A 17286-nucleotide genomic window follows, 5' to 3' on the forward strand; every position below is an offset into this window, starting at 1 on the left:
GGACCCGCACCCGAAGAAACGCACTCGAAGAACGCACCCGACAACGCACCCCCTTTTGTAATCCCGGCCCGGCATCATGGCCCCATGCGTGCTGCCCGGCTGATCAAGATGGTGTTGTTGCTTCAGTCCCGGCCCTCCATGACCGCCGCCGAACTCGCGCGGGAGCTGGAGGTGTCGGAGCGGACCGTGACGAGGGACGCCCAGGCGCTGTCGGAGGCGGGCGTGCCGGTCTACGCGGACCGGGGCCGGGCCGGGGGGTACCGGCTGATCGGCGGGTACCGGACGCGGCTGACGGGGCTCGCCCGCACCGAGGCCGAGGCGTTGTTCCTCAGCGGTGTGCCGGGCGCGCTGCGGGAGATGGGGTTGGAGGACGCGGCCTCCGCCGCCCGGCTGAAGGTCTCGGCCGCCCTCCTCCCCTCCCTTCGCGACGCCTCCCGTACGGCCTCCCAGCGGTTCCACCTCGACGCGCCGAGCTGGTTCAAGGAGCCGAAGACGCCCGAGCTGCTGCCCACCGTGGCGGACGCGGTCTGGGACGACCGTCGGATCGTCGCGCGGTACCGCAAGGGATCCACCGAGGTCGAGCGCGCCCTGGAGCCGTACGGTCTCGTGCTCAAGGCCGGCGTCTGGTACCTGTGCGCCCGGGTCCCCGACGCGGACGCCCCTTCCGGCGCCGGCTCCGGCGCGCGCTCGGGTTCGGGGGTCTTCCGTACCTACCGCATCGATCGCTTCACCACCGTCGACACCGGCGACGACCGCTTCACGCGGGACGAGGAGTTCGATCTGCCGGCCTACTGGGACGAGCAGGCGGAACGATTCGCCCGGTCGATCCTGCGCGCCGAGGTCGTCGTGCGGCTGTCGGCGGAGGGGGTGCGGAGGCTGCCGCACGTGGTGGACCCCGTGTCGGCCCGGGACGCGTTGAGCGCCGTGGCCGACACCCCCGACGAGCACGGCCGGGTGACCCTCGCCCTCCGCGTGGAGTCGGAGGACGTGGCGTACACCCAGCTCATCGCCTTGGGAGCGGAGGCCGAGGTGCTGGCTCCCGCCGGGCTGCGGGAGCGCTTCGCGGACGACGCGCGCCGGCTGGCCCGGCTGTACGAGTCCCCATGAGGCAAGAAATGGGTCGTTCTTAACGTGCGTCCCACCCGCTCAGGCCCGATGCTGGACCAGTGATGGACGAGACGGAGTTCTGGGAGCTGGTGGACACGGCCCGCGAGGACGCCGAGGGCGATCCGGAGGACCAGGCCGACCTGCTCGTGGAACGGCTCGGCCGACTGGACCCGGAGGCGGTGCTGGACTTCGCCCGGCACTTCGAGTCCCGTTACAACCGCGCGTACACCTGGGACCTCTGGGGCGCCGCCACGGTGCTGCTGGGCGGTGCCAGCGACGACGCGTTCGACTACTTCCGGTGCTGGCTGATCGGCCAGGGCCGGGAGGTCTTCGAGGGCGCGGTGCACGACCCCGACGCGCTCGCCGATCTGCTGGACGACTTCGACGAGGAGATCGACGGGGACGCCGAGGAGCTGGGATACGCCGCGGACGAGGCGTACGAGCAGCTCACCGGTGTGGTCGCCCCGGACCTCGGCATCCCGCCCCCGCCCGGCGAACCCGAGGGCACCCCGCTCGACTTCGAGGACGAGTCCGCGCTCGCGGAACGCTGCCCGAAGCTCTGGGAGCGGTTCCGGGCCTAGCGGTTCCGGGCCCAGCGGTTCCGGGCCCAGCGGTTCCGGCCCTGGCCGGCCGGGGGCCGTCGGGGTCAGCCGCGGAGTTGGCGGTTCGTCGTGCGGGGCAGGTAGGCGTACGGCTCGGTGGTGTACGGCCCGCCGTGGTGGCGTCGTTCCTTGCCCGGGGCCGGGTGTTCGGGGGCCGAGGCGCCGTGCGGGGGCGCCGAGTTGGCGCGCTCCAGCGCGGACGCGGTGACGGCGGACGGGCCGAGCACGACGACGGCGGTCGCGCAGGCCACCGTCCACGGGCTCCGCAGCGCCGAGAACCAGGACTTCTTCGGGTCGCGGGACGCGCGCTTCGTACGGCTGCTGATCATTTTCCCCACCTCCGGTCGGCGTGACGACCACGAAGGTAGGGCGCGGATCTGGGAGGACTCTGTGAGCCGACGGCGCGCTGTCTGTGAACCTCATGAGATGTGCCGCCCCGCTAGGTCCGGCCCTGGAGGCGGGCCGCCCGTTCGCGGATCGCGGGCAGGCGTTCGGCGAGGGCCGCGCCGGGGCAGCTGGTCATGTAGCCGTCGCTGTGGCCCGCGAGGGTGGGCAGCAGGACGGTGGTGCCGGCGGCGTAGCGGCTGAGGCTGTTGCTGGAGGTGAGCCGGACGCTGCCCCGGGGGTCGATGTCGGAGAGCCCCAGCTTCCAGGCGGCCAGCGCGGCGATCGCGTCGGTCATGGCCCGCGGGACGGGGACGCCCGCGGTGAAGGTGCCGAGGGCCGCGATACCGGAGGTGCGGTGGTTGAAGCCCTGGGTGTGGGCGCCGACGACGGCGCGGTCGACGCCGCCCGCGCGGCCCTCGTAGATGGTGCCGCAGCGGTCGACGAGGAAGTTGTAGCCGATGTCGTCCCAGTGCTTGGCGTCGGTCTGGCCGGTGTAGAGGCCGCGGATGATGCGGGGCGCGTCGGCGCAGTCGTAGCCGTTCGGGGAGTCCGTGTGGTGGATGAAGACGGCGGCGACCTCGTCGTCGTAGCGGGCGGGCGGCTGGCTGGGCGCGTCCTTCTCCAGCCAGCGCGACCTGGGCACGATGGGGGGCCGGGGCGCCTGGTGCGGCGGCGCGGGGCGGGTGGTGGCGGGCCCGTCGGCGCGCTCGGCCGTACCGTCTCCGCCGATCGCGCCCAGCACCAGGGCGAGCACGGCCGCCAGTCCGGCCAGACAGGCCGGCAGCAGGAGGACGGGCCGGGGCAGGTCCACACGGGCCCGGGCCAGGCGCGTACGCTCGCGGATCCGGCGCACCCGCTCCCGGGCGGGTCGCGTGCGGTCGTGGGACCGGCGTGGCCGCTGTCCGGACGGGTCCGGGGCGCGCGGGGTCCGCGCGCGGCGCCGCCACACGCGCGGCAGCCGCCGTATTCGCGCCCCCCGCGACATCCGGAACACACGCATGGCCCCACCGTCACCCGGATGCCCGTCGGCCGCGATGTGGAGTGGGCCACCCGGGGGAAGCGGAAGGAACCAACGCCGTGGTCCGGGACGTTTTTACTTTTCGGGGCGGACACGACGCGGTACCGGCCGGTCGGCTCGGGTCACCGGGGTGCCGTGCGGCCACAGCTGATCACTGCACCCGTGCCGCGCGTACTACAGGGTCCCTGGAGAAAGGCGGTCGGAGTGGACGTGCTCGACATCCTGCTGATGCTGGTGATCCTGGCCTACGCGGCGTCCGGTTACCGTCGCGGCCTGGTCGCGGGATGTGTGTCCCTCGCCGGTTTCGTGGGCGGCGCGGCGATAGGCGTCTGGGTGCTGCCCTGGATGATGGAGCTGGTGGAGGCGGGCACCCCGGCGGCGACGGTCACGGCGGTGCTGACGGTCCTGGTGCCGGGCGTGATCGGGCACGAGCTGGCGGGCCGGCTGGCGCTGCGGCTGCGCCGGGAGATCGACCGCAGTCCGCTGCGGGTGGCCGACGGCGTCGGCGGCGCCGCGGCCAACACGGTGGCCGTGCTGATCGTGGCGTGGGTGGCCGCGAGCGTCCTCGGGGCCTCCTCGTCGGCGGTGGTGACCAACTCGATCCGTAACTCCGCGCTGCTCGGCGCCGTGCAGAACACCATGCCGGAGACCACCCCGGCCTGGTTCTCCAACGCCACCTCGGCGCTCACCGAGGCGGGCTTCCCGCAGGTCTTCAACCCCTTCGAGAACGAGGCGACGGCCGAGGTCGCCAAGCCGTCCGGCGACAGCGTCACCGCGGCCGCGACCGCCGCCGCCAAGCGCAGCACGGTGAAGATCGAGGGCGTCGCGGGCACCCAGGGCCGCGAGGGCAGCGGCTTCGCGTACGCCACCGAGCATGTGATGACCAACGCCCACGTGGTGGCCGGCATCGACGAGCCGACCGTGCGGGTGGGCGGTGTGGGCAAGGCGTACGAGGCGAAGGTGGTGCTGTTCGATCCGAACAAGGACGTGGCGGTCCTGTACGTCCCGGGACTGCGGGCTCCGCTGCTGAGCTTCGACGACAGCGCCGGGCGCGGTGACGCGGCGGTGGTGGCCGGCTATCCGGAGGACGGCGGCCTGGACCTCCAGGCGGCCACGGTCGCCAGCCGTATCGACGCGACCGGGCGGAACATCTACAACACCGACGCGGTCACCCGCGACATCTACTCCATCCGCTCCACCGTGCGCCCCGGCAACTCCGGCGGACCCCTCCTCACCACCGACGGCAAGGTGTTCGGGGTCGTCTTCGCCCGCTCCACCTCGGACGCGGAGACGGGGTACGTGCTCACCGTGGACGAGGTCGCCCCCGACGCGGAGCGCGCCGCGAACGCGACGGCGCCGGTGGACACGGGCGACCTCGTGACCTCGTGAGCGGTGATCGCTTGCCGGGCGTCTGATCGGGGCCGTTCAGAGCCGCCTCAGAGGCGACGGCCCATCAGCACGTCGTCCACGTAGGCCCCGTCGATCAGGAACTCCTCCGGCAGGACGCCCTCCACGACGAAGCCCTCGGACTCGTAGAGCTTCCTGGCCGGGGTGTTGTGGCCGAGGACCCGCAGGGTGAGCCGGCGGGCGCCGCGCCGCCGGCACTCGTCCTGCGCGGCGCGCAGCAGGGCCCGGGCGACGCCCGAGCCGCGTGCCTCGTCCGCGACGGCGAGACCCTGGATCTGGCGGACGTGGGCGTGGCAGGCGAGGTTCGAGGGCAGGGCGAGGCGGATGTATCCGACGACACTGCCGCCGAGCTCGGCCACCAGGTGGTCGTGGGGGCCGTACCGCTCGTTGAAGAAGGGCTCGTGCGGCTGCGTGGGCCGCTCCTGGACGGAGTGCAGGGTGGACCAGGTCTCGCGGTCGAGGCGGCCGAGCGCGTCCTCGTCGTCCGAGGTCGCGAGGCGTATGTGCGGAACGGGCATGGCGGCCACTGTACGGCGGTCCCTGCACGGCGGTCCCTGTACGGGCGGCCACGGTGCGGGCGGCGGCACGGTGATCGGGCGGCCGGGTCCGCTGGTCATCTGTGGCGGCAGCTCCCTCGGCCGGCGGCCGGTTCCCGCCGGTCGACGTGCCCCGGGCCCGCGTTCGCGCCGGTCGCCGGGCAGGATGGTGGGCATGACCGATGAATCGCCCGTTCCGCCCGGTTCTCGTATCGCGATCGCCGGTGCGTCCGGCCTGATCGGTTCGGCGCTGGCCCGCTCCCTCACCGAGGACGGCTACGAGGTGCTCCGGCTCGTGCGACGGGAGCCCCGGGCACGGGGCGAGGTGCGCTGGGACCCGGGCGCGGGACGGGTCGACCTCGCGGGGCTCGCGGGGTGCGCGGCCGTCGTCAACCTCGCCGGCGCGGGGGTCGCGTCCCGCCGCTGGACCGACGCGTACAAGGCGGCGATCCGCGAGAGCCGGGTGCGCGGCACCCGGACCCTCGCCGAGGCCGCCGCCGCCCTCGACACTCCGCCGAGCGTGTTCGTCAACGGCAGCGCGATCGGGTTCTACGGCTACACGGGTGACCGCGTGGTCGACGAGTCGGCGGAGCCGGGGTCGGAGTTCCTGTCCGCGCTGTGCGTGGAGTGGGAGGGGGCGGCCGGGGTCGCGCGGGAGGCCGGGATCCGTACGGCGTTCGCCCGCACGGGGCTGGTGGTGGCCCGGGGCGGGGGTGCCTGGGGGCCGCTGTTTCCGCTGTTCAAGGCGGGGTTGGGCGGGCGGATGGGGGACGGCCGCCAGTACTGGAGCTTCATCTCCCTGCACGACGAGGTCGCGGCGCTGCGGCATCTGCTCTTCACGCCGTCGCTGTCCGGGCCGTTCAACCTGACGGCGCCGACGCCGCGCACCAACCGGGAGATCACGGCGGCGATGGGGCGCGTGCTGCACCGGCCCACGGTGTTCACGGTGCCGGCACCCGCGCTGCGGCTGGTCCTCGGGGGTGTCGCCGGTGATGTGCTGGGGAGCACGCGGGCGGTTCCTTCGCGGTTGCTGGAGTCGGGCTTCACGTTCAGACATCCGGAGATCGACGAAGCGATTCGAGCTGCGCTCGGCTGACCGGGGGGTTCGTTGTGGGGGCGGGGCGTTGTCGGGTGCGGGTGGTTCGTGGTTGCTCGCGCAGTTCCCCGCGCCCCTGAAAAGCAGGGGCTGCGCCCCGTGCTTTTCGGCCCGCGGTCGCCGATGAACTGGCGCCCCCCGAACGCCCGGCGCACACGCACCCCGCCCATGCCCCCGTGCGAGGTCACACGCTCCTTCCCCGGACCCGGCCCCCACCTTCACTCTCGTGCCGAACTCAGGTATTTCAGATGGGTGTTGGGGGCATAACGTCCCCGCAGCCGCGCGACCTCGGGAGGGGCACGTGCTTGAGTCGGTGCACCAGTCGGCGTACCAGGCGGACACGCGGGACGTGGACGTCATCGTCGTAGGAGCCGGCGTGGCCGGCCTCGCTGCGGCCGGACATCTGACCAGGGCGGGTCTGCGGGCCCTCGTCCTGGAGGCCGCCCCCGCCGTCGGCGGCCGTATGTCCACCGAGAAGATCGACGGCTTCCGCCTCGACCGGACGACGCATCTGCTGTCCACGTCGTACCCGGAACTGCGCCGCACCCCGGGTATGGAAACCCTGCCCCTGCGCCCGTTCGCCCCCGGCGTCCTGCTGCACTCCGACGGCCGTCATCAGCGGGCCGGCGCCACCCCGGTGCTGCGGAGCGCGAGGGGCGCACTCACGGCCGCACGCGCCCTCGCAAGCGCCCCCAGGCTCCCTCGGAACCAGGGTCGCGCCCAGGCCAGGGCCACGGGCACCCGACCGGGTCGGCTGGGTGCCCCCGCCGACCAGTCCCGACTGGCCATGGCCCTGGCCCGGCTCGCCGCGACCGCGCCCGAACGGCTCCTCACCCGGGCCGAGGTCCCGGCCTCCCAGGCCCTGGCGACCCGGGGCTTCCCACCCCGGACGATCGACGGTTTCGTCCGTCCCCTGCTGACCGCGCTGCTCGCCGACCCGGCGCTGGCGACCTCCAGCCGCTGCGCCGACCTGGCCCTGCACACCTACGCGACAGGCCGGCTCTGCGTCCCGGAGGGCGGCGCCGACACCCTTCCCGAACTCCTCGCGGCCGCGCTGCCGCCGGGGTCGGTCCGTACGGGGGTGCGGGTGACCGCCATCAGCACGACCTCGGTGACCACGGCGGACCACGGTGAACTCGCCTGCCGGGCCGTGGTGCTGGCCACGGACGCCCGGTCCGCCGCCGAACTGCTCCCCGGTTTGCGCGTGCCGGGGTTCCACCCGGTGACGGTCCTGCACCACGCCACGGACGAACCCCCGTTGACGGAACCGGCGTTGCTCCTCGACGCCGACCGCGGCGGGCCCGTCTCGCACACGGCGGTGATCAGCCAGGTCGACCCGAGCCGGGCGCCGGCGGGCCGCGCCCTGATCACCTCCACGGTGCTCGGTACTCCCCCGGACGCCGCGCACCTCGACGCCACGGTCCGCGCCCAACTGGCCCGCCTCTACCGCACGTCGACGACCCGTTGGGAGCTGCTGGCCGCGTACCACGTTCCCGAGGCGGTCCCCGCGATGCCCGCGCCGCACGATCTGCGCCGCCCGGTGCGGCTCCTCGCCGGCCTCTACGTCTGCGGCGACCACCGCGACACCAGCACCGTGCAGGGCGCGCTCCACTCCGCCCGCCGGGCCGCCCACGCCGTCCTGACCGACCTGGACGCCCACCCCACGTTCCTGGAGGAACCGCTGGAAACGGCCGCGTGAGACCGCGCGGGGCCACCGGGACCCGTGGGGGCCCGTGGAGACCCGTCCACGGCCCCAGGGGCCTCGTGGAGCGGCGTGGACGGCCTGAACGGCACAGGGGCGCCCGGAGTTTCCTCCGGGCGCCCCTGTCGTGTGCCGCGCGCCTACAGCAGCGCCGCCACCTTGTCCCGGTAGCCCCGTACGGGGGCCGCGTCCCGGTACGGCTCCAGTCGGCGTTCGAAGTCGCGGACGTACTCCACGGCCCTGACCGACCGCATCTCGGCGGCCTGGCCCGCGGCCTCCGCGCCGAGCTGGCAGGCCTGGTCGAGTTCGCCGAGGCCGAGGCGGGCGGAGGCGAGGACGACACGGCAGAAGAGGCGGCTGCGGGCGTAGGCGGGTGCCCTCAACTGCAGCGAGCGTTCCGCGTGTTGGGCGGCCGCGCGGTACTGCTGGAGGTCGCGGTGGCTGTGGCCGAACTCGTCGGCGAGCTGCGCCTCGTCGAAGAACCGCGCCCAGTACGGGACTTCGTCCCCGGGGCGGGCCGTCTCCAGGGCGCGTTCGGCGCGGACCAGCGCGGCCGTGGAGGCCCGGACCTCGCCCAGCACCGCGTGGCCGCGCGCCTCGACGGAGTGCAGCAGCGACTGCACCACCGGCGGCACGGCCGACCCGACACCCTGCTGGGCGACGCGCGCGAGCTGCACGGCCTCCCGGCCGTGCCCCAGATAGACCGCCTGACGGCTCATCGTGACGAGCACGTACGCCCCGTACGCCCGGTCCCCCGCCGCCTGCGCCAGCCTGAGCGCCTGCACGAAGTACCGCTGGGCGAGGCCGTGCGCCCCGATGTCGTACGAGGTCCAGCCGGCCAGCCGGGTCAGGTCGGCGGCGGCCGCGAACAGCCGTCGGCCGATCTGTTCGCCGTAGGCGCCGCGCAGCATGGGCTCGGCCTCGTGCTCCAGGTAGCGCACGAGGGCCTGGCGGGCGTGGCCGCCGCCGTAGGCGTCGTCGAGGGCGCGGAACAGCTCGCCCACCGAGCGGAGGGCGGCGATGTCCCCGCCGGTGACCTTCTGGCCGGGGCCGCGCTCGGTCTGGCTGCGCTGCCGGGGGACGACCGGGCGGCCCTGCGGGGGGACCCGGGTGGCCGCCGGATCACCGCGCCCCACCCGGTCGTCGGCCCGGCCGATCAGCCAGTCGCGGCTGGGGACGACCAGCCCGGCGGGCGTGAACGCGATCTTGCGGAGCTCGGCGTGGCTGCCGGAGTCCTTGCGCCACAGGCCGCCGACGATGTCGATGGCCTCCTCGGGGGTCGCGGCGAACTCCAGGCCCGCGTAGACGGGGGCGCAGGCGTCCAGGCCGAGGTCCTGGGCGGTGAGGCGGCGGCCGAGGCGGCGGGTGAACACCTCGGCGATGAGTGCGGGTGTCGTCCCCCGGGGCTGCTGACCGCGCAGCCAGCGGGTGACCGACGTCTTGTCGTATCTGAGGTCGAGGCCGTGTTCGAGACCGAGCTGGTCCACACGGCGCGCTAGTCCCGCGTTCGAGAACCCCGCTTCTGCGATGAGGGCGGCGAGCTGGCGGTTGGGGGTGCGCTGCGCGGGTCGTTCCGTCATCTGCGGTGCGGTCTCCTGCCTTCCGGGTGTCGGCGGGGTTTCCCGGATTGCCTGGTGAGAAGCCTTTTGCGGCCTTGTGAACGGCGCGAATGTAGCGGAGAGTAAGCGTCCGATCGCACACTTCCGCGTCCATTCATCCGATCGTGTGAGGATTTGCCGCACGGCTGACGTGGACGGCCTCCGACACGCGCCGGCTGAGCCCCTCGTACGCCCGGCGGCCGCGGCGTACGACGAGCGTCGGCCCGCACCCCCGCGCCGCGTACGGCGGCGGGCGGAGGCCGCTCGAACAGGTCGCGGTCGTACGGTCGTACAGTGGCTTGGGCGCTGCACGCGCCTGACAGAGCCACAGGGCTATCGCGGTCCGCCGCCCGGCGGTACCGCCGAGGGAGGCGCTTGCCGTGAGTGGGTTGCGGTTCGTCCGCATGGGGTTCGGCGCGGAGATGGTCGAGTACCAGGAGGCGTGGGACGAGCAGCGCCGGGTGCACGCGGCGCGCTTCGCCGACGAGGTCCCCGACACCGTGCTGCTCCTGGAGCACCCGCCGGTCTACACGGCCGGGCGGCGCACGGCCGACAACGAGCGCCCCCTCGACGGCACGCCCGTGATCGACGTCGACCGCGGCGGCAAGATCACCTGGCACGGCCCCGGCCAGCTGGTGGGCTACCCGATCCAGAAGCTGCCCCGCCCGGTGGACGTGGTGGCCCACGTACGGCGGCTCGAGGAGGCCCTGATCCGTACGTGCGCGGAGTTCGGCGTCGAGACGACCCGGGTCGAGGGCCGCAGCGGTGTCTGGGTGCTCGGCGATCCGGTCGAGCAGCGGCTCGGCGGGCTGTCGCTGGACCTCGACCCCCGGATGACCGACGACGAGTTCGACCCCCGGATGAACGGGCCGGAGTACGCGCCCTCCAACGCCGGGCAGCGGCGCGAGGACCGCAAGATCGCGGCGATCGGGATCCGGGTGGCGAAGGGGGTCACGATGCACGGCTTCGCGCTCAACGTGAACCCCGACAACAAGTGGTTCGACCGGATCATCCCGTGCGGCATCCGTGACGCAGGGGTGGCGTCGCTCGCGGGCGAGCTGGGTCGGGACGTGACGATCACCGAGGTGTTGCCGGTGGTCGAGCGCCACCTGCGGGACGTTCTGGAGAACGCGGACCTGCAGCCGCGGGTGGTGGAACGGGCGTCGGCGTAGCCGGGGGCGGGGCGCGTCGGCGGGTGCGGGTCCGGTGGGAGCTGGTCGCGCAGTTCCCCGCGCCCCTTGAAAACCCCGGGCGCGCCCCATGCCGGTAAGGGGCGCGGGGAACTGCGCGAGAAGCCCCACCGGACGGACGCCCGGGGGTCGAAGGGGCGCAGCCCCTGGGATGGGACGGGTAGGGGCGGCGGGGCGGGGAATGCCGCCTCGAAGCCGAAGGTTGCCCACCCCGGGGACCGAGAACCGTACGGGCGTACCCTGGTGGACGCCGAAGAATCGAAGCACAGGGAGCCAATGTGTCCGCAGTCGCACCCGACGGACGCAAGATGCTGCGCCTGGAGGTCCGCAACAGCCAGACCCCCATCGAGCGCAAGCCCGAGTGGATCAAGACCCGGGCGAAAATGGGCCCCGAGTACACGAAGATGCAGGGCCTCGTGAAGAGCGAGGGGCTCCACACCGTCTGTCAGGAAGCCGGATGCCCCAACATCTATGAGTGCTGGGAGGACCGCGAGGCCACGTTCCTCATCGGCGGCGACCAGTGCACCCGCCGCTGCGACTTCTGCCAGATCGACACCGGCAAGCCGGAGGCGCTGGACCGCGACGAGCCCCGCCGCGTCGGCGAGTCCGTCGTCACCATGGACCTGAACTACGCCACCATCACCGGCGTCGCCCGCGACGACCTGGAGGACGGCGGCGCCTGGCTGTACGCGGAGACCGTGCGCCAGATCCACCAGCAGACCGCGCAGCGCGCGGACGGCCAGACCAAGGTCGAGCTGCTGGCGCCCGACTTCAACGCCGTCCCGGAGCTGCTGGAGGAGGTCTTCGCCTCCCGCCCCGAGGTCTTCGCGCACAACGTCGAGACGGTCCCGAGGATCTTCAAGCGCATCCGCCCCGGCTTCCGCTACGAGCGCTCCCTGAAGGTCATCACCGAGGCCCGTGACTACGGTCTGGTCACGAAGTCGAACCTCATCCTGGGCATGGGCGAGACCCGCGAGGAGGTCAGCGAGGCGCTCAAGCAGCTGCACGACGCGGGCTGCGAGCTGGTGACCATCACGCAGTACCTGCGCCCGAGCGTCCGGCACCACCCCGTGGAGCGCTGGGTCAAGCCGCAGGAGTTCGTCGAGCTGAAGCAGGAGGCCGACGAGATCGGCTTCTCCGGCGTGATGTCCGGCCCGCTGGTCCGTTCCTCGTACCGCGCCGGCCGCCTGTACCAGATGGCCGTCGAGAAGCGGGGCGCGTACGTCGCGTCGCAGGCCGTCTGACCCCGCGCGACCCCCTCTCCGACCCTTACGCCGAATGGCACGGAGTGCCACCCGATTCGTGTGAATCTGAGCACAAGAGGCTACTCGCCGGTAATGGCCGATTGACCGCGGTCCTGACCGTCCTCGCAGATGAGGGCAGCGTCAGGGCCGCGTCGAGGTTTAAAAGCCGCGTATCAAGGCTTCACTGGCGTTTGACCGGCCGGTCACGCCCTGGTAACACCAATCAGTGACCCTGGTTTCACGCCCGGTACAGGGTCCTAGCCAGAGCAGCCATCCCGAGGGGGACCTCTCATGCAGGCCGCGCCCGTTCGCGCCACAGCGATCCCGTCGTTCACCGATGCACTCCGTGCCGTCGAGTCGCTGCTCATGAGCAGCGGCCAGCGCACCGCCCGTCGCAACGCCTGGACCTCCGTCCTGGAGGACCGCCGCCGTGCCAAGGACCGCGTCGAGACCGAGCGCGTCCTCGAGGCGGTCGTCGCCTCGCGCACCTCCTGACGCAGACCGCCGCACCACGCCGGCACCGCCGCCGCCCGGCGTCGCTTCCCCCAGCGCAGCCGCCGGTCCCCGGTCCCCACCGGCACCGCCGTCGTCCTCGCTTTCGCGGACACGTAGACTTCGTGCCATGGCGAGGAAGGAACCCGCAGCGGACGCTGCGAACCCCGGGCGACTCAAGCAGATCGCTCTGACGTACAAGATGACCCGCAGGGCCGACAAGAAGATCGGTCTTGTACTCGCGGCTGTCGGAATCATCACCTTCGGTGTCTTCCTCGCGATCGGTTTCTTGATCGGTCACCCCATCTATCTCGGCATCCTGGGCTTCCTGCTCGCCTTCCTCGCGACGGCGATCGTGTTCGGACGGCGGGCCGAGCGGGCCGCGTTCGGGCAGATGGAAGGCCAGCCGGGTGCCGCCGCGGCGGTCCTGGACAACGTGGGCCGTGGCTGGACCACGACGCCCGCGGTGGCGATGAACCGCAGCCAGGACGTGGTGCACCGGGCCGTCGGCAAGGCCGGCATCGTCCTGGTCGCCGAGGGCAACCCGAACCGGGTCAAGAGCCTGCTGGCCGCCGAGAAGCGGAAGATGGCCCGCATCGTGGCGGACGTCCCCGTGCACGACCTGGTCGTGGGCACGGGCGAGGGCCAGATCGAGCTGAAGAAGCTCCGCACGACCATGCTCAAGCTGCCGCGCGTCCTCTCCGGCCCCCAGGTGACCGCCACCAACGACCGGCTGCGCGCCATGGGCGACCTGATGAGCAACATGCCGCTCCCCAAGGGCCCGATGCCCAAGGGCATGCGCATGCCGAAGGGCGGCCCGAAGGCCCGCTGACGACATGAGTACGACGATGGGGGCGCCCGGATCACTCCGGGCGCCCCCATCGTCGTACGGCCTCGTCGAGGCGCTAGATCCGCACCTCCACCGTGCGGGCCAGGCGGTCGTGGAGGCCGCGGCCGTCGCGGTCCCAGACCAGGGCCGGGATGGCGAGGCAGAGGAGGGCGGAGCGGGCCAGGGCGCGCCACGGGACGACCGTGCCGGTGTCCTGGGCGACGACGCGCAGGCCGAAGAGGCGCTTACCGGGAGTGAAGCCGACCGTGCCCAGCGTCAGGGCGTGGAGCAGGAAGAAGATGAGCAGGGCCCAGTTGCTGGTGGCCTGGTCGTAGCCGTCGGTGATCAGGCCGTATGCGATCAAGAGGCAGAGGCCCCAGTCGACGGCGAGTGCGCCGAGACGGCGGCCGGGGCGGGCGATGGAGCCGGGCCCCTCCTCCGGCAGACCGAGCTGCTCTCCCCTGTATCCGAAGTCGACTCCGGCCGCCTCCGCGGCGTCACGGGGGCCGGAGAGCCACGATCCGATTGCTTGCCTCTTGTCCACTCGAACACGGTACTGCGACCGTTCTGCCATACGGACAGGTGGGGTGCCGGGCGGGATGTCCGGTTAACTTGTGCGAAACAAATGGGTCACGTACGAGAAATCACCCGTCCCTAGTGTCGAGAGCAGCGTGTGCCACCGCACTGGCCGCACGAACGAACTACCACCCCGGCAGGAGACGTCGGGAGTAGGAGGAGCTGGATGTTCCAGAACGCCGACGAGGCCAAGAAGTTCATCGCGGACGAGGACGTCAAGTTCGTCGACGTCCGCTTCTGCGACCTGCCGGGTGTGATGCAGCACTTCACGATCCCGGCCGAGGCCTTCGACCCGGCCGAGGAGCTCGCGTTCGACGGCTCCTCGATCCGCGGCTTCCAGGCCATCCACGAGTCCGACATGGCGCTGCGCGCCGACCTGACGACCGCGCGCGTCGACCCGTTCCGCCGCGACAAGACGGTCAACATCAACTTCTTCATCCACGACCCGATCACCGGCGAGCAGTACTCCCGTGACCCGCGGAACGTGGCGAAGAAGGCCGAGGCCTACCTCGCGTCGACCGGTATCGCGGACACCGCGTACTTCGGTCCCGAGGCCGAGTTCTACGTCTTCGACAGCGTGCGCTTCAAGACCTCGGAGAACGAGTCCTTCTACCACATCGACTCCGAGGCGGGCGCCTGGAACACCGGTGCGCTGGAGGACAACCGCGGTTACAAGGTCCGCTACAAGGGCGGTTACTTCCCGACCCCGCCGGTCGACCACTTCGCCGACCTGCGTGCGGAGATCTCCCTGGAGCTGGCCAAGTCCGGCCTCCAGGTCGAGCGTCAGCACCACGAGGTGGGCACCGCCGGCCAGGCCGAGATCAACTACAAGTTCAACACGCTGCTCGCCGCGGCCGACGACCTGCAGCTCTTCAAGTACATCGTGAAGAACGTGGCCTGGCGCAACGGCAAGACCGCGACGTTCATGCCGAAGCCGATCTTCGGTGACAACGGCTCGGGCATGCACGTCCACCAGTCGCTGTGGTCGGGCGGCTCGCCCCTCTTCTACGACGAGGCCGGTTACGCGGGCCTGTCGGACACCGCCCGCTACTACATCGGCGGCATCCTCAAGCACGCCCCGTCGCTGCTGGCGTTCACCAACCCGACGGTGAACTCGTACCACCGCCTGGTGCCGGGCTTCGAGGCCCCGGTGAACCTGGTCTACTCGCAGCGCAACCGCTCCGCGGCCATGCGTATCCCGATCACGGGTTCGAACCCGAAGGCCAAGCGTGTGGAGTTCCGCGCGCCCGACTCCTCCGGCAACCCGTACCTCGCCTTCTCGGCCCTGCTGCTCGCGGGCCTCGACGGCATCAAGAACAAGATCGAGCCGGCCGAGCCGATCGACAAGGACCTCTACGAGCTGGCCCCCGAGGAGCACGCGGGCGTCCCGCAGGTCCCGACCTCCCTCCCGGCCGTCCTCGACTCGCTGGAGCGCGACCACGAGTTCCTCCTCCAGGGCGACGTCTTCACGCCGGACCTGATCGAGACGTGGATCGACTACAAGCGCACCAACGAGATCGCCCCGCTCCAGCTGCGCCCGCACCCGCACGAGTTCGAGCTGTACTTCGACGTGTGATCGACGCGTAGTCCGTACGCCTTCACGGCGGCGCCCCCGTTCCCGTTTCTCGGGACGGGGGCGTCGTCGTATGGTTCTGGCACGGCTGTTCGAGAGAGATGACGGGGAGACATGGGGATGCCCGAACAGGACGACGACGAGCGGGAGTTCGACATCAAGTGGGCGGACGGCGCCGAGCACAAGGAGCCCTCCGCGCGGGCCCGGATGCTCGCGGCCCGCTGGAAGGAGAACCCGCCCGCACCGCAGCCCTTCCGCGCCGATCCGGGGCCGAGGGAGCCGCGCCGGTCGTCCTGGGTGTCGACGGTGATCGTGTTCGGGTGCGTGGCGGGACTGATCGCGCTGATCGGATACGTCAACTACCGGTCTTCGTACTGAGGCCGTACATGCGCGAGGACCTCCGGGGCGGGGGCGAGGCCGCGCTGCGGCTCGTGCGGGGCGGGGAGCTGCGGGACTCGGTCGACTTCACCGCCCCGGGCGCCTGGCTCGACCTGGACGCGGGCACGCGCTGCTGGGTCGCCCGGGACCTGTTGCCGACGCGGGACGAGGTGGAGGGCCGGCGCACCTGGCCCGGCGTCCTCGCCCGCCGGGCGGAACCGACCGAGGCGCGCCTCGCACTCGCCCTGTGCCACCACGACGGCAGGGTGCGTGAGGCGGCGCTGCGGCCTGCCACGGCCTACCCGGATCTGCTGCCGCTGGTCGTCGTCCGGGCCGCCGACTGGGCCGGGCCGGTGCGGGAGCGGGCCCGCTCCCTGCTGCGTGCGGCGCTCGACGCGGACGCGGCGGTCACCCTCGCCCCTCTGGTCCTGCTCGTCGGCCGCCGCGACCGGGGCGCCTTCGCCGTCGGGCTGCTCGCCGAGGTGCTCCGCCGGGCCCCGCTGGACCGGTTCGCGCCCCTGTTCACGGCGCCGGACCCCGCCGTCCGCCGCTTCGCCTACCGGCTGGCGATCGAGGAACGGCTCCTCTCCCCCGCCGGGCTCGCCCGTGCCGCCGCCCGGGACGGCGACGTCGTCGTCCAGGACCTGTGCGCGGACGCCGCGCTGGCCGCCGTAGCGGAGGAGTCGTACGACGACGTGCTCGGACCGCTCCTCGGCGCCCGCAACCCCCGCGCCCGCTCCACCGGGGTCACCGCGCTGCGGCGGGCCGGGCGGCCGGAGGGTGCGGTGGCGTTCCTGGGCGACCGGTCCGCCCTGGTACGGGCCTGCGCGCGGTATGTCGTACGGCGGTACGGGACCGATCCGGCGCCGCTGTACCGGGCCTGGTGCGCGGCGGCGGACGACCCGGCGTTGCGGCCGGGGAACGTCATCGGGCTCGCCGAGTGCGGGGAGCGGGCGGACGCGGGGCTGCTGTGGCCGCTGCTGGCCCATCCGGCGGCCGGCGTACGGGCCCGTGCCGTGGCGGCCCTGCGGCTGCTGGACGTGTCCGACGTACGGCTGCTGCGGCCCCTGCTCGACGATCCCGAACCCGGGGTCGTGCGCGAGGCGACCGCCGCGCTGTTGCCGTCGGCGGAACGGCTGCCCGAGGAGTGGCTGGCGGAACGGCTCGGGGCCGAGCGGCCACGGCACGCACGGGTGGCCGCCTTCCGGTTGCTGGACGCGCGCGGTGGCGTCGCACGGCTGCGGGCGGCCGTCGCGCTGCTGGACGACGAGGACGACAGGCTGCGGACCTGGGCCGGGCAGTCCGTGCAGGGGTGGGGTCCGTCGGCGGACGTGCGGCTCGGGGACCCGGAGGTGGGCGCGTTGCTCGATCGTGGCCGTCACCTCTTCAGCGACCACGTCCTGCGGCTGCGGAAGCGGGAGGCCGGGCTCGGCGCCTGACCGGGCCGGCGGCGACACCGGGTTCGACCGAGCGAGCGACCGGGCCCGGGTTTACGGAAACGCGGAGAGTCCTTTGCCCTGGTGGGGGCCGATCGCGACCGGTTCATGGGGC

The 17286-nt window shown here is 72.7% G+C and carries 17 protein-coding genes; 12 read left to right on the forward strand and 5 right to left on the reverse strand.

All coding sequences use genetic code 11. The annotated features are described in order from the left end of the window. The first annotated feature begins 84 nt into the window (after nucleotides 1–84). Nucleotides 85–1107 carry a helix-turn-helix transcriptional regulator gene (locus tag L3078_RS12810; RefSeq protein WP_239753568.1) on the forward strand — a complete coding sequence of 341 codons (1023 nt, stop codon included), beginning with the start codon at nucleotides 85–87 and terminating at the stop codon, nucleotides 1105–1107. Between the two features lie 62 nt (nucleotides 1108–1169). After that, entirely contained in the window at nucleotides 1170–1688 is a 519-nt protein-coding gene (locus L3078_RS12815) for a DUF4240 domain-containing protein (RefSeq protein WP_239760293.1), read from the forward strand. Nucleotides 1689–1753: 65 nt separating this feature from the next. Here L3078_RS12815 and L3078_RS12820 read toward each other — a convergent pair whose 3' ends face one another. Beyond that, complete coding sequence (locus tag L3078_RS12820) at nucleotides 1754–2038, reverse strand: hypothetical protein (RefSeq protein ID WP_239753569.1); 285 nt, start codon at nucleotides 2036–2038, stop codon at nucleotides 1754–1756. 110 nt (nucleotides 2039–2148) lie between these two features. Further along, nucleotides 2149–2883: a peptidoglycan recognition protein family protein gene (locus L3078_RS12825; protein ID WP_239760294.1), complete on the reverse strand. Its 735-nt coding sequence runs from the start codon at nucleotides 2881–2883 to the stop codon at nucleotides 2149–2151. 435 nt (nucleotides 2884–3318) lie between these two features. Here L3078_RS12825 and L3078_RS12830 point away from each other — a divergent pair, with 435 nt between their 5' ends. After that, nucleotides 3319–4503, forward strand: coding sequence for a MarP family serine protease (locus L3078_RS12830; RefSeq protein ID WP_239753570.1), 1185 nt, complete (start codon nucleotides 3319–3321; stop codon nucleotides 4501–4503). 47 nt (nucleotides 4504–4550) lie between these two features. Here L3078_RS12830 and L3078_RS12835 read toward each other — a convergent pair whose 3' ends face one another. Next, the gene (locus L3078_RS12835) at nucleotides 4551–5039 is read right to left on the reverse strand and encodes a GNAT family N-acetyltransferase (protein WP_239753571.1); all 489 of its coding nucleotides are present in this window, start codon (nucleotides 5037–5039) and stop codon (nucleotides 4551–4553) included. Nucleotides 5040–5232: 193 nt separating this feature from the next. Here L3078_RS12835 and L3078_RS12840 point away from each other — a divergent pair, with 193 nt between their 5' ends. Both L3078_RS12840 and L3078_RS12845 read left to right on the forward strand, forming a co-directional pair. After that, a complete protein-coding gene (locus tag L3078_RS12840) occupies nucleotides 5233–6153 on the forward strand; it encodes a TIGR01777 family oxidoreductase (protein WP_239753572.1) in 921 nt (306 codons plus the stop codon). A 301-nt stretch (nucleotides 6154–6454) separates the two neighbouring features. Further along, nucleotides 6455–7852 carry an NAD(P)/FAD-dependent oxidoreductase gene (locus L3078_RS12845; RefSeq protein ID WP_239753573.1) on the forward strand — a complete coding sequence of 466 codons (1398 nt, stop codon included), beginning with the start codon at nucleotides 6455–6457 and terminating at the stop codon, nucleotides 7850–7852. A gap of 143 nt (nucleotides 7853–7995) precedes the next feature. Here the strand turns inward: L3078_RS12845 and L3078_RS12850 are convergent, their stop codons facing one another. After that, entirely contained in the window at nucleotides 7996–9435 is a 1440-nt protein-coding gene (locus tag L3078_RS12850) for an NsdA family TPR-like regulatory protein (RefSeq protein WP_239753574.1), read from the reverse strand. 398 nt (nucleotides 9436–9833) lie between these two features. Here L3078_RS12850 and lipB point away from each other — a divergent pair, with 398 nt between their 5' ends. The 4 genes from lipB to L3078_RS12870 all read left to right on the forward strand — a co-directional run bounded on the left by lipB (nucleotide 9834) and on the right by L3078_RS12870 (nucleotide 13211). Continuing rightward, the gene (lipB, locus tag L3078_RS12855; RefSeq protein ID WP_239753575.1) at nucleotides 9834–10625 is read left to right on the forward strand and encodes a lipoyl(octanoyl) transferase LipB; all 792 of its coding nucleotides are present in this window, start codon (nucleotides 9834–9836) and stop codon (nucleotides 10623–10625) included. 296 nt (nucleotides 10626–10921) lie between these two features. Beyond that, complete coding sequence (lipA, locus tag L3078_RS12860) at nucleotides 10922–11887, forward strand: lipoyl synthase (RefSeq protein WP_239753576.1); 966 nt, start codon at nucleotides 10922–10924, stop codon at nucleotides 11885–11887. A 291-nt stretch (nucleotides 11888–12178) separates the two neighbouring features. Continuing rightward, entirely contained in the window at nucleotides 12179–12382 is a 204-nt protein-coding gene (locus L3078_RS12865; protein ID WP_239753577.1) for an SCO2195 family GlnR-regulated protein, read from the forward strand. 127 nt (nucleotides 12383–12509) lie between these two features. Beyond that, complete coding sequence (locus tag L3078_RS12870) at nucleotides 12510–13211, forward strand: DUF4191 domain-containing protein (protein ID WP_239753578.1); 702 nt, start codon at nucleotides 12510–12512, stop codon at nucleotides 13209–13211. Between the two features lie 73 nt (nucleotides 13212–13284). Here the strand turns inward: L3078_RS12870 and L3078_RS12875 are convergent, their stop codons facing one another. After that, nucleotides 13285–13752 carry an RDD family protein gene (locus L3078_RS12875; protein WP_239753579.1) on the reverse strand — a complete coding sequence of 156 codons (468 nt, stop codon included), beginning with the start codon at nucleotides 13750–13752 and terminating at the stop codon, nucleotides 13285–13287. A 198-nt stretch (nucleotides 13753–13950) separates the two neighbouring features. On the opposite strand from L3078_RS12875, the gene glnA reads away from it, so the two are divergent. The 3 genes from glnA (at nucleotide 13951) to L3078_RS12890 (ending at nucleotide 17174) form a co-directional block, all read left to right on the forward strand. Further along, nucleotides 13951–15360 (forward strand): type I glutamate--ammonia ligase, encoded by a 1410-nt coding sequence (gene glnA / locus L3078_RS12880; RefSeq protein ID WP_239753580.1) that lies wholly within the window; start codon nucleotides 13951–13953, stop codon nucleotides 15358–15360. A gap of 117 nt (nucleotides 15361–15477) precedes the next feature. Next, complete coding sequence (locus L3078_RS12885) at nucleotides 15478–15735, forward strand: SCO2583/SCO2584 N-terminal domain-containing protein (RefSeq protein ID WP_239753581.1); 258 nt, start codon at nucleotides 15478–15480, stop codon at nucleotides 15733–15735. Nucleotides 15736–15743: 8 nt separating this feature from the next. Continuing rightward, nucleotides 15744–17174 (forward strand): hypothetical protein, encoded by a 1431-nt coding sequence (locus tag L3078_RS12890; RefSeq protein ID WP_239753582.1) that lies wholly within the window; start codon nucleotides 15744–15746, stop codon nucleotides 17172–17174. Nucleotides 17175–17286 lie beyond the last annotated feature (112 nt).

The organism is Streptomyces deccanensis, assembly GCF_022385335.1.
GTDB classification, from domain to species: Bacteria; Actinomycetota; Actinomycetes; order Streptomycetales; family Streptomycetaceae; genus Streptomyces; species Streptomyces deccanensis.

Coding starts and splice junctions, on each gene's coding strand:
- L3078_RS12810 (WP_239753568.1), top strand. CDS start 85: ATGCGTGCTGCCCGGCTGATCAAGATGGTGTTGTTGCTTCAGTCCCGG.
- L3078_RS12815 (WP_239760293.1), top strand. CDS start 1,170: ATGGACGAGACGGAGTTCTGGGAGCTGGTGGACACGGCCCGCGAGGAC.
- L3078_RS12820 (WP_239753569.1), bottom strand. CDS start 2,038: ATGATCAGCAGCCGTACGAAGCGCGCGTCCCGCGACCCGAAGAAGTCC.
- L3078_RS12835 (WP_239753571.1), bottom strand. CDS start 5,039: ATGCCCGTTCCGCACATACGCCTCGCGACCTCGGACGACGAGGACGCG.
- L3078_RS12840 (WP_239753572.1), top strand. CDS start 5,233: ATGACCGATGAATCGCCCGTTCCGCCCGGTTCTCGTATCGCGATCGCC.
- L3078_RS12850 (WP_239753574.1), bottom strand. CDS start 9,435: ATGACGGAACGACCCGCGCAGCGCACCCCCAACCGCCAGCTCGCCGCC.
- L3078_RS12865 (WP_239753577.1), top strand. CDS start 12,179: ATGCAGGCCGCGCCCGTTCGCGCCACAGCGATCCCGTCGTTCACCGAT.
- L3078_RS12870 (WP_239753578.1), top strand. CDS start 12,510: ATGGCGAGGAAGGAACCCGCAGCGGACGCTGCGAACCCCGGGCGACTC.
- glnA (WP_239753580.1), top strand. CDS start 13,951: ATGTTCCAGAACGCCGACGAGGCCAAGAAGTTCATCGCGGACGAGGAC.
- L3078_RS12885 (WP_239753581.1), top strand. CDS start 15,478: ATGCCCGAACAGGACGACGACGAGCGGGAGTTCGACATCAAGTGGGCG.
- L3078_RS12890 (WP_239753582.1), top strand. CDS start 15,744: ATGCGCGAGGACCTCCGGGGCGGGGGCGAGGCCGCGCTGCGGCTCGTG.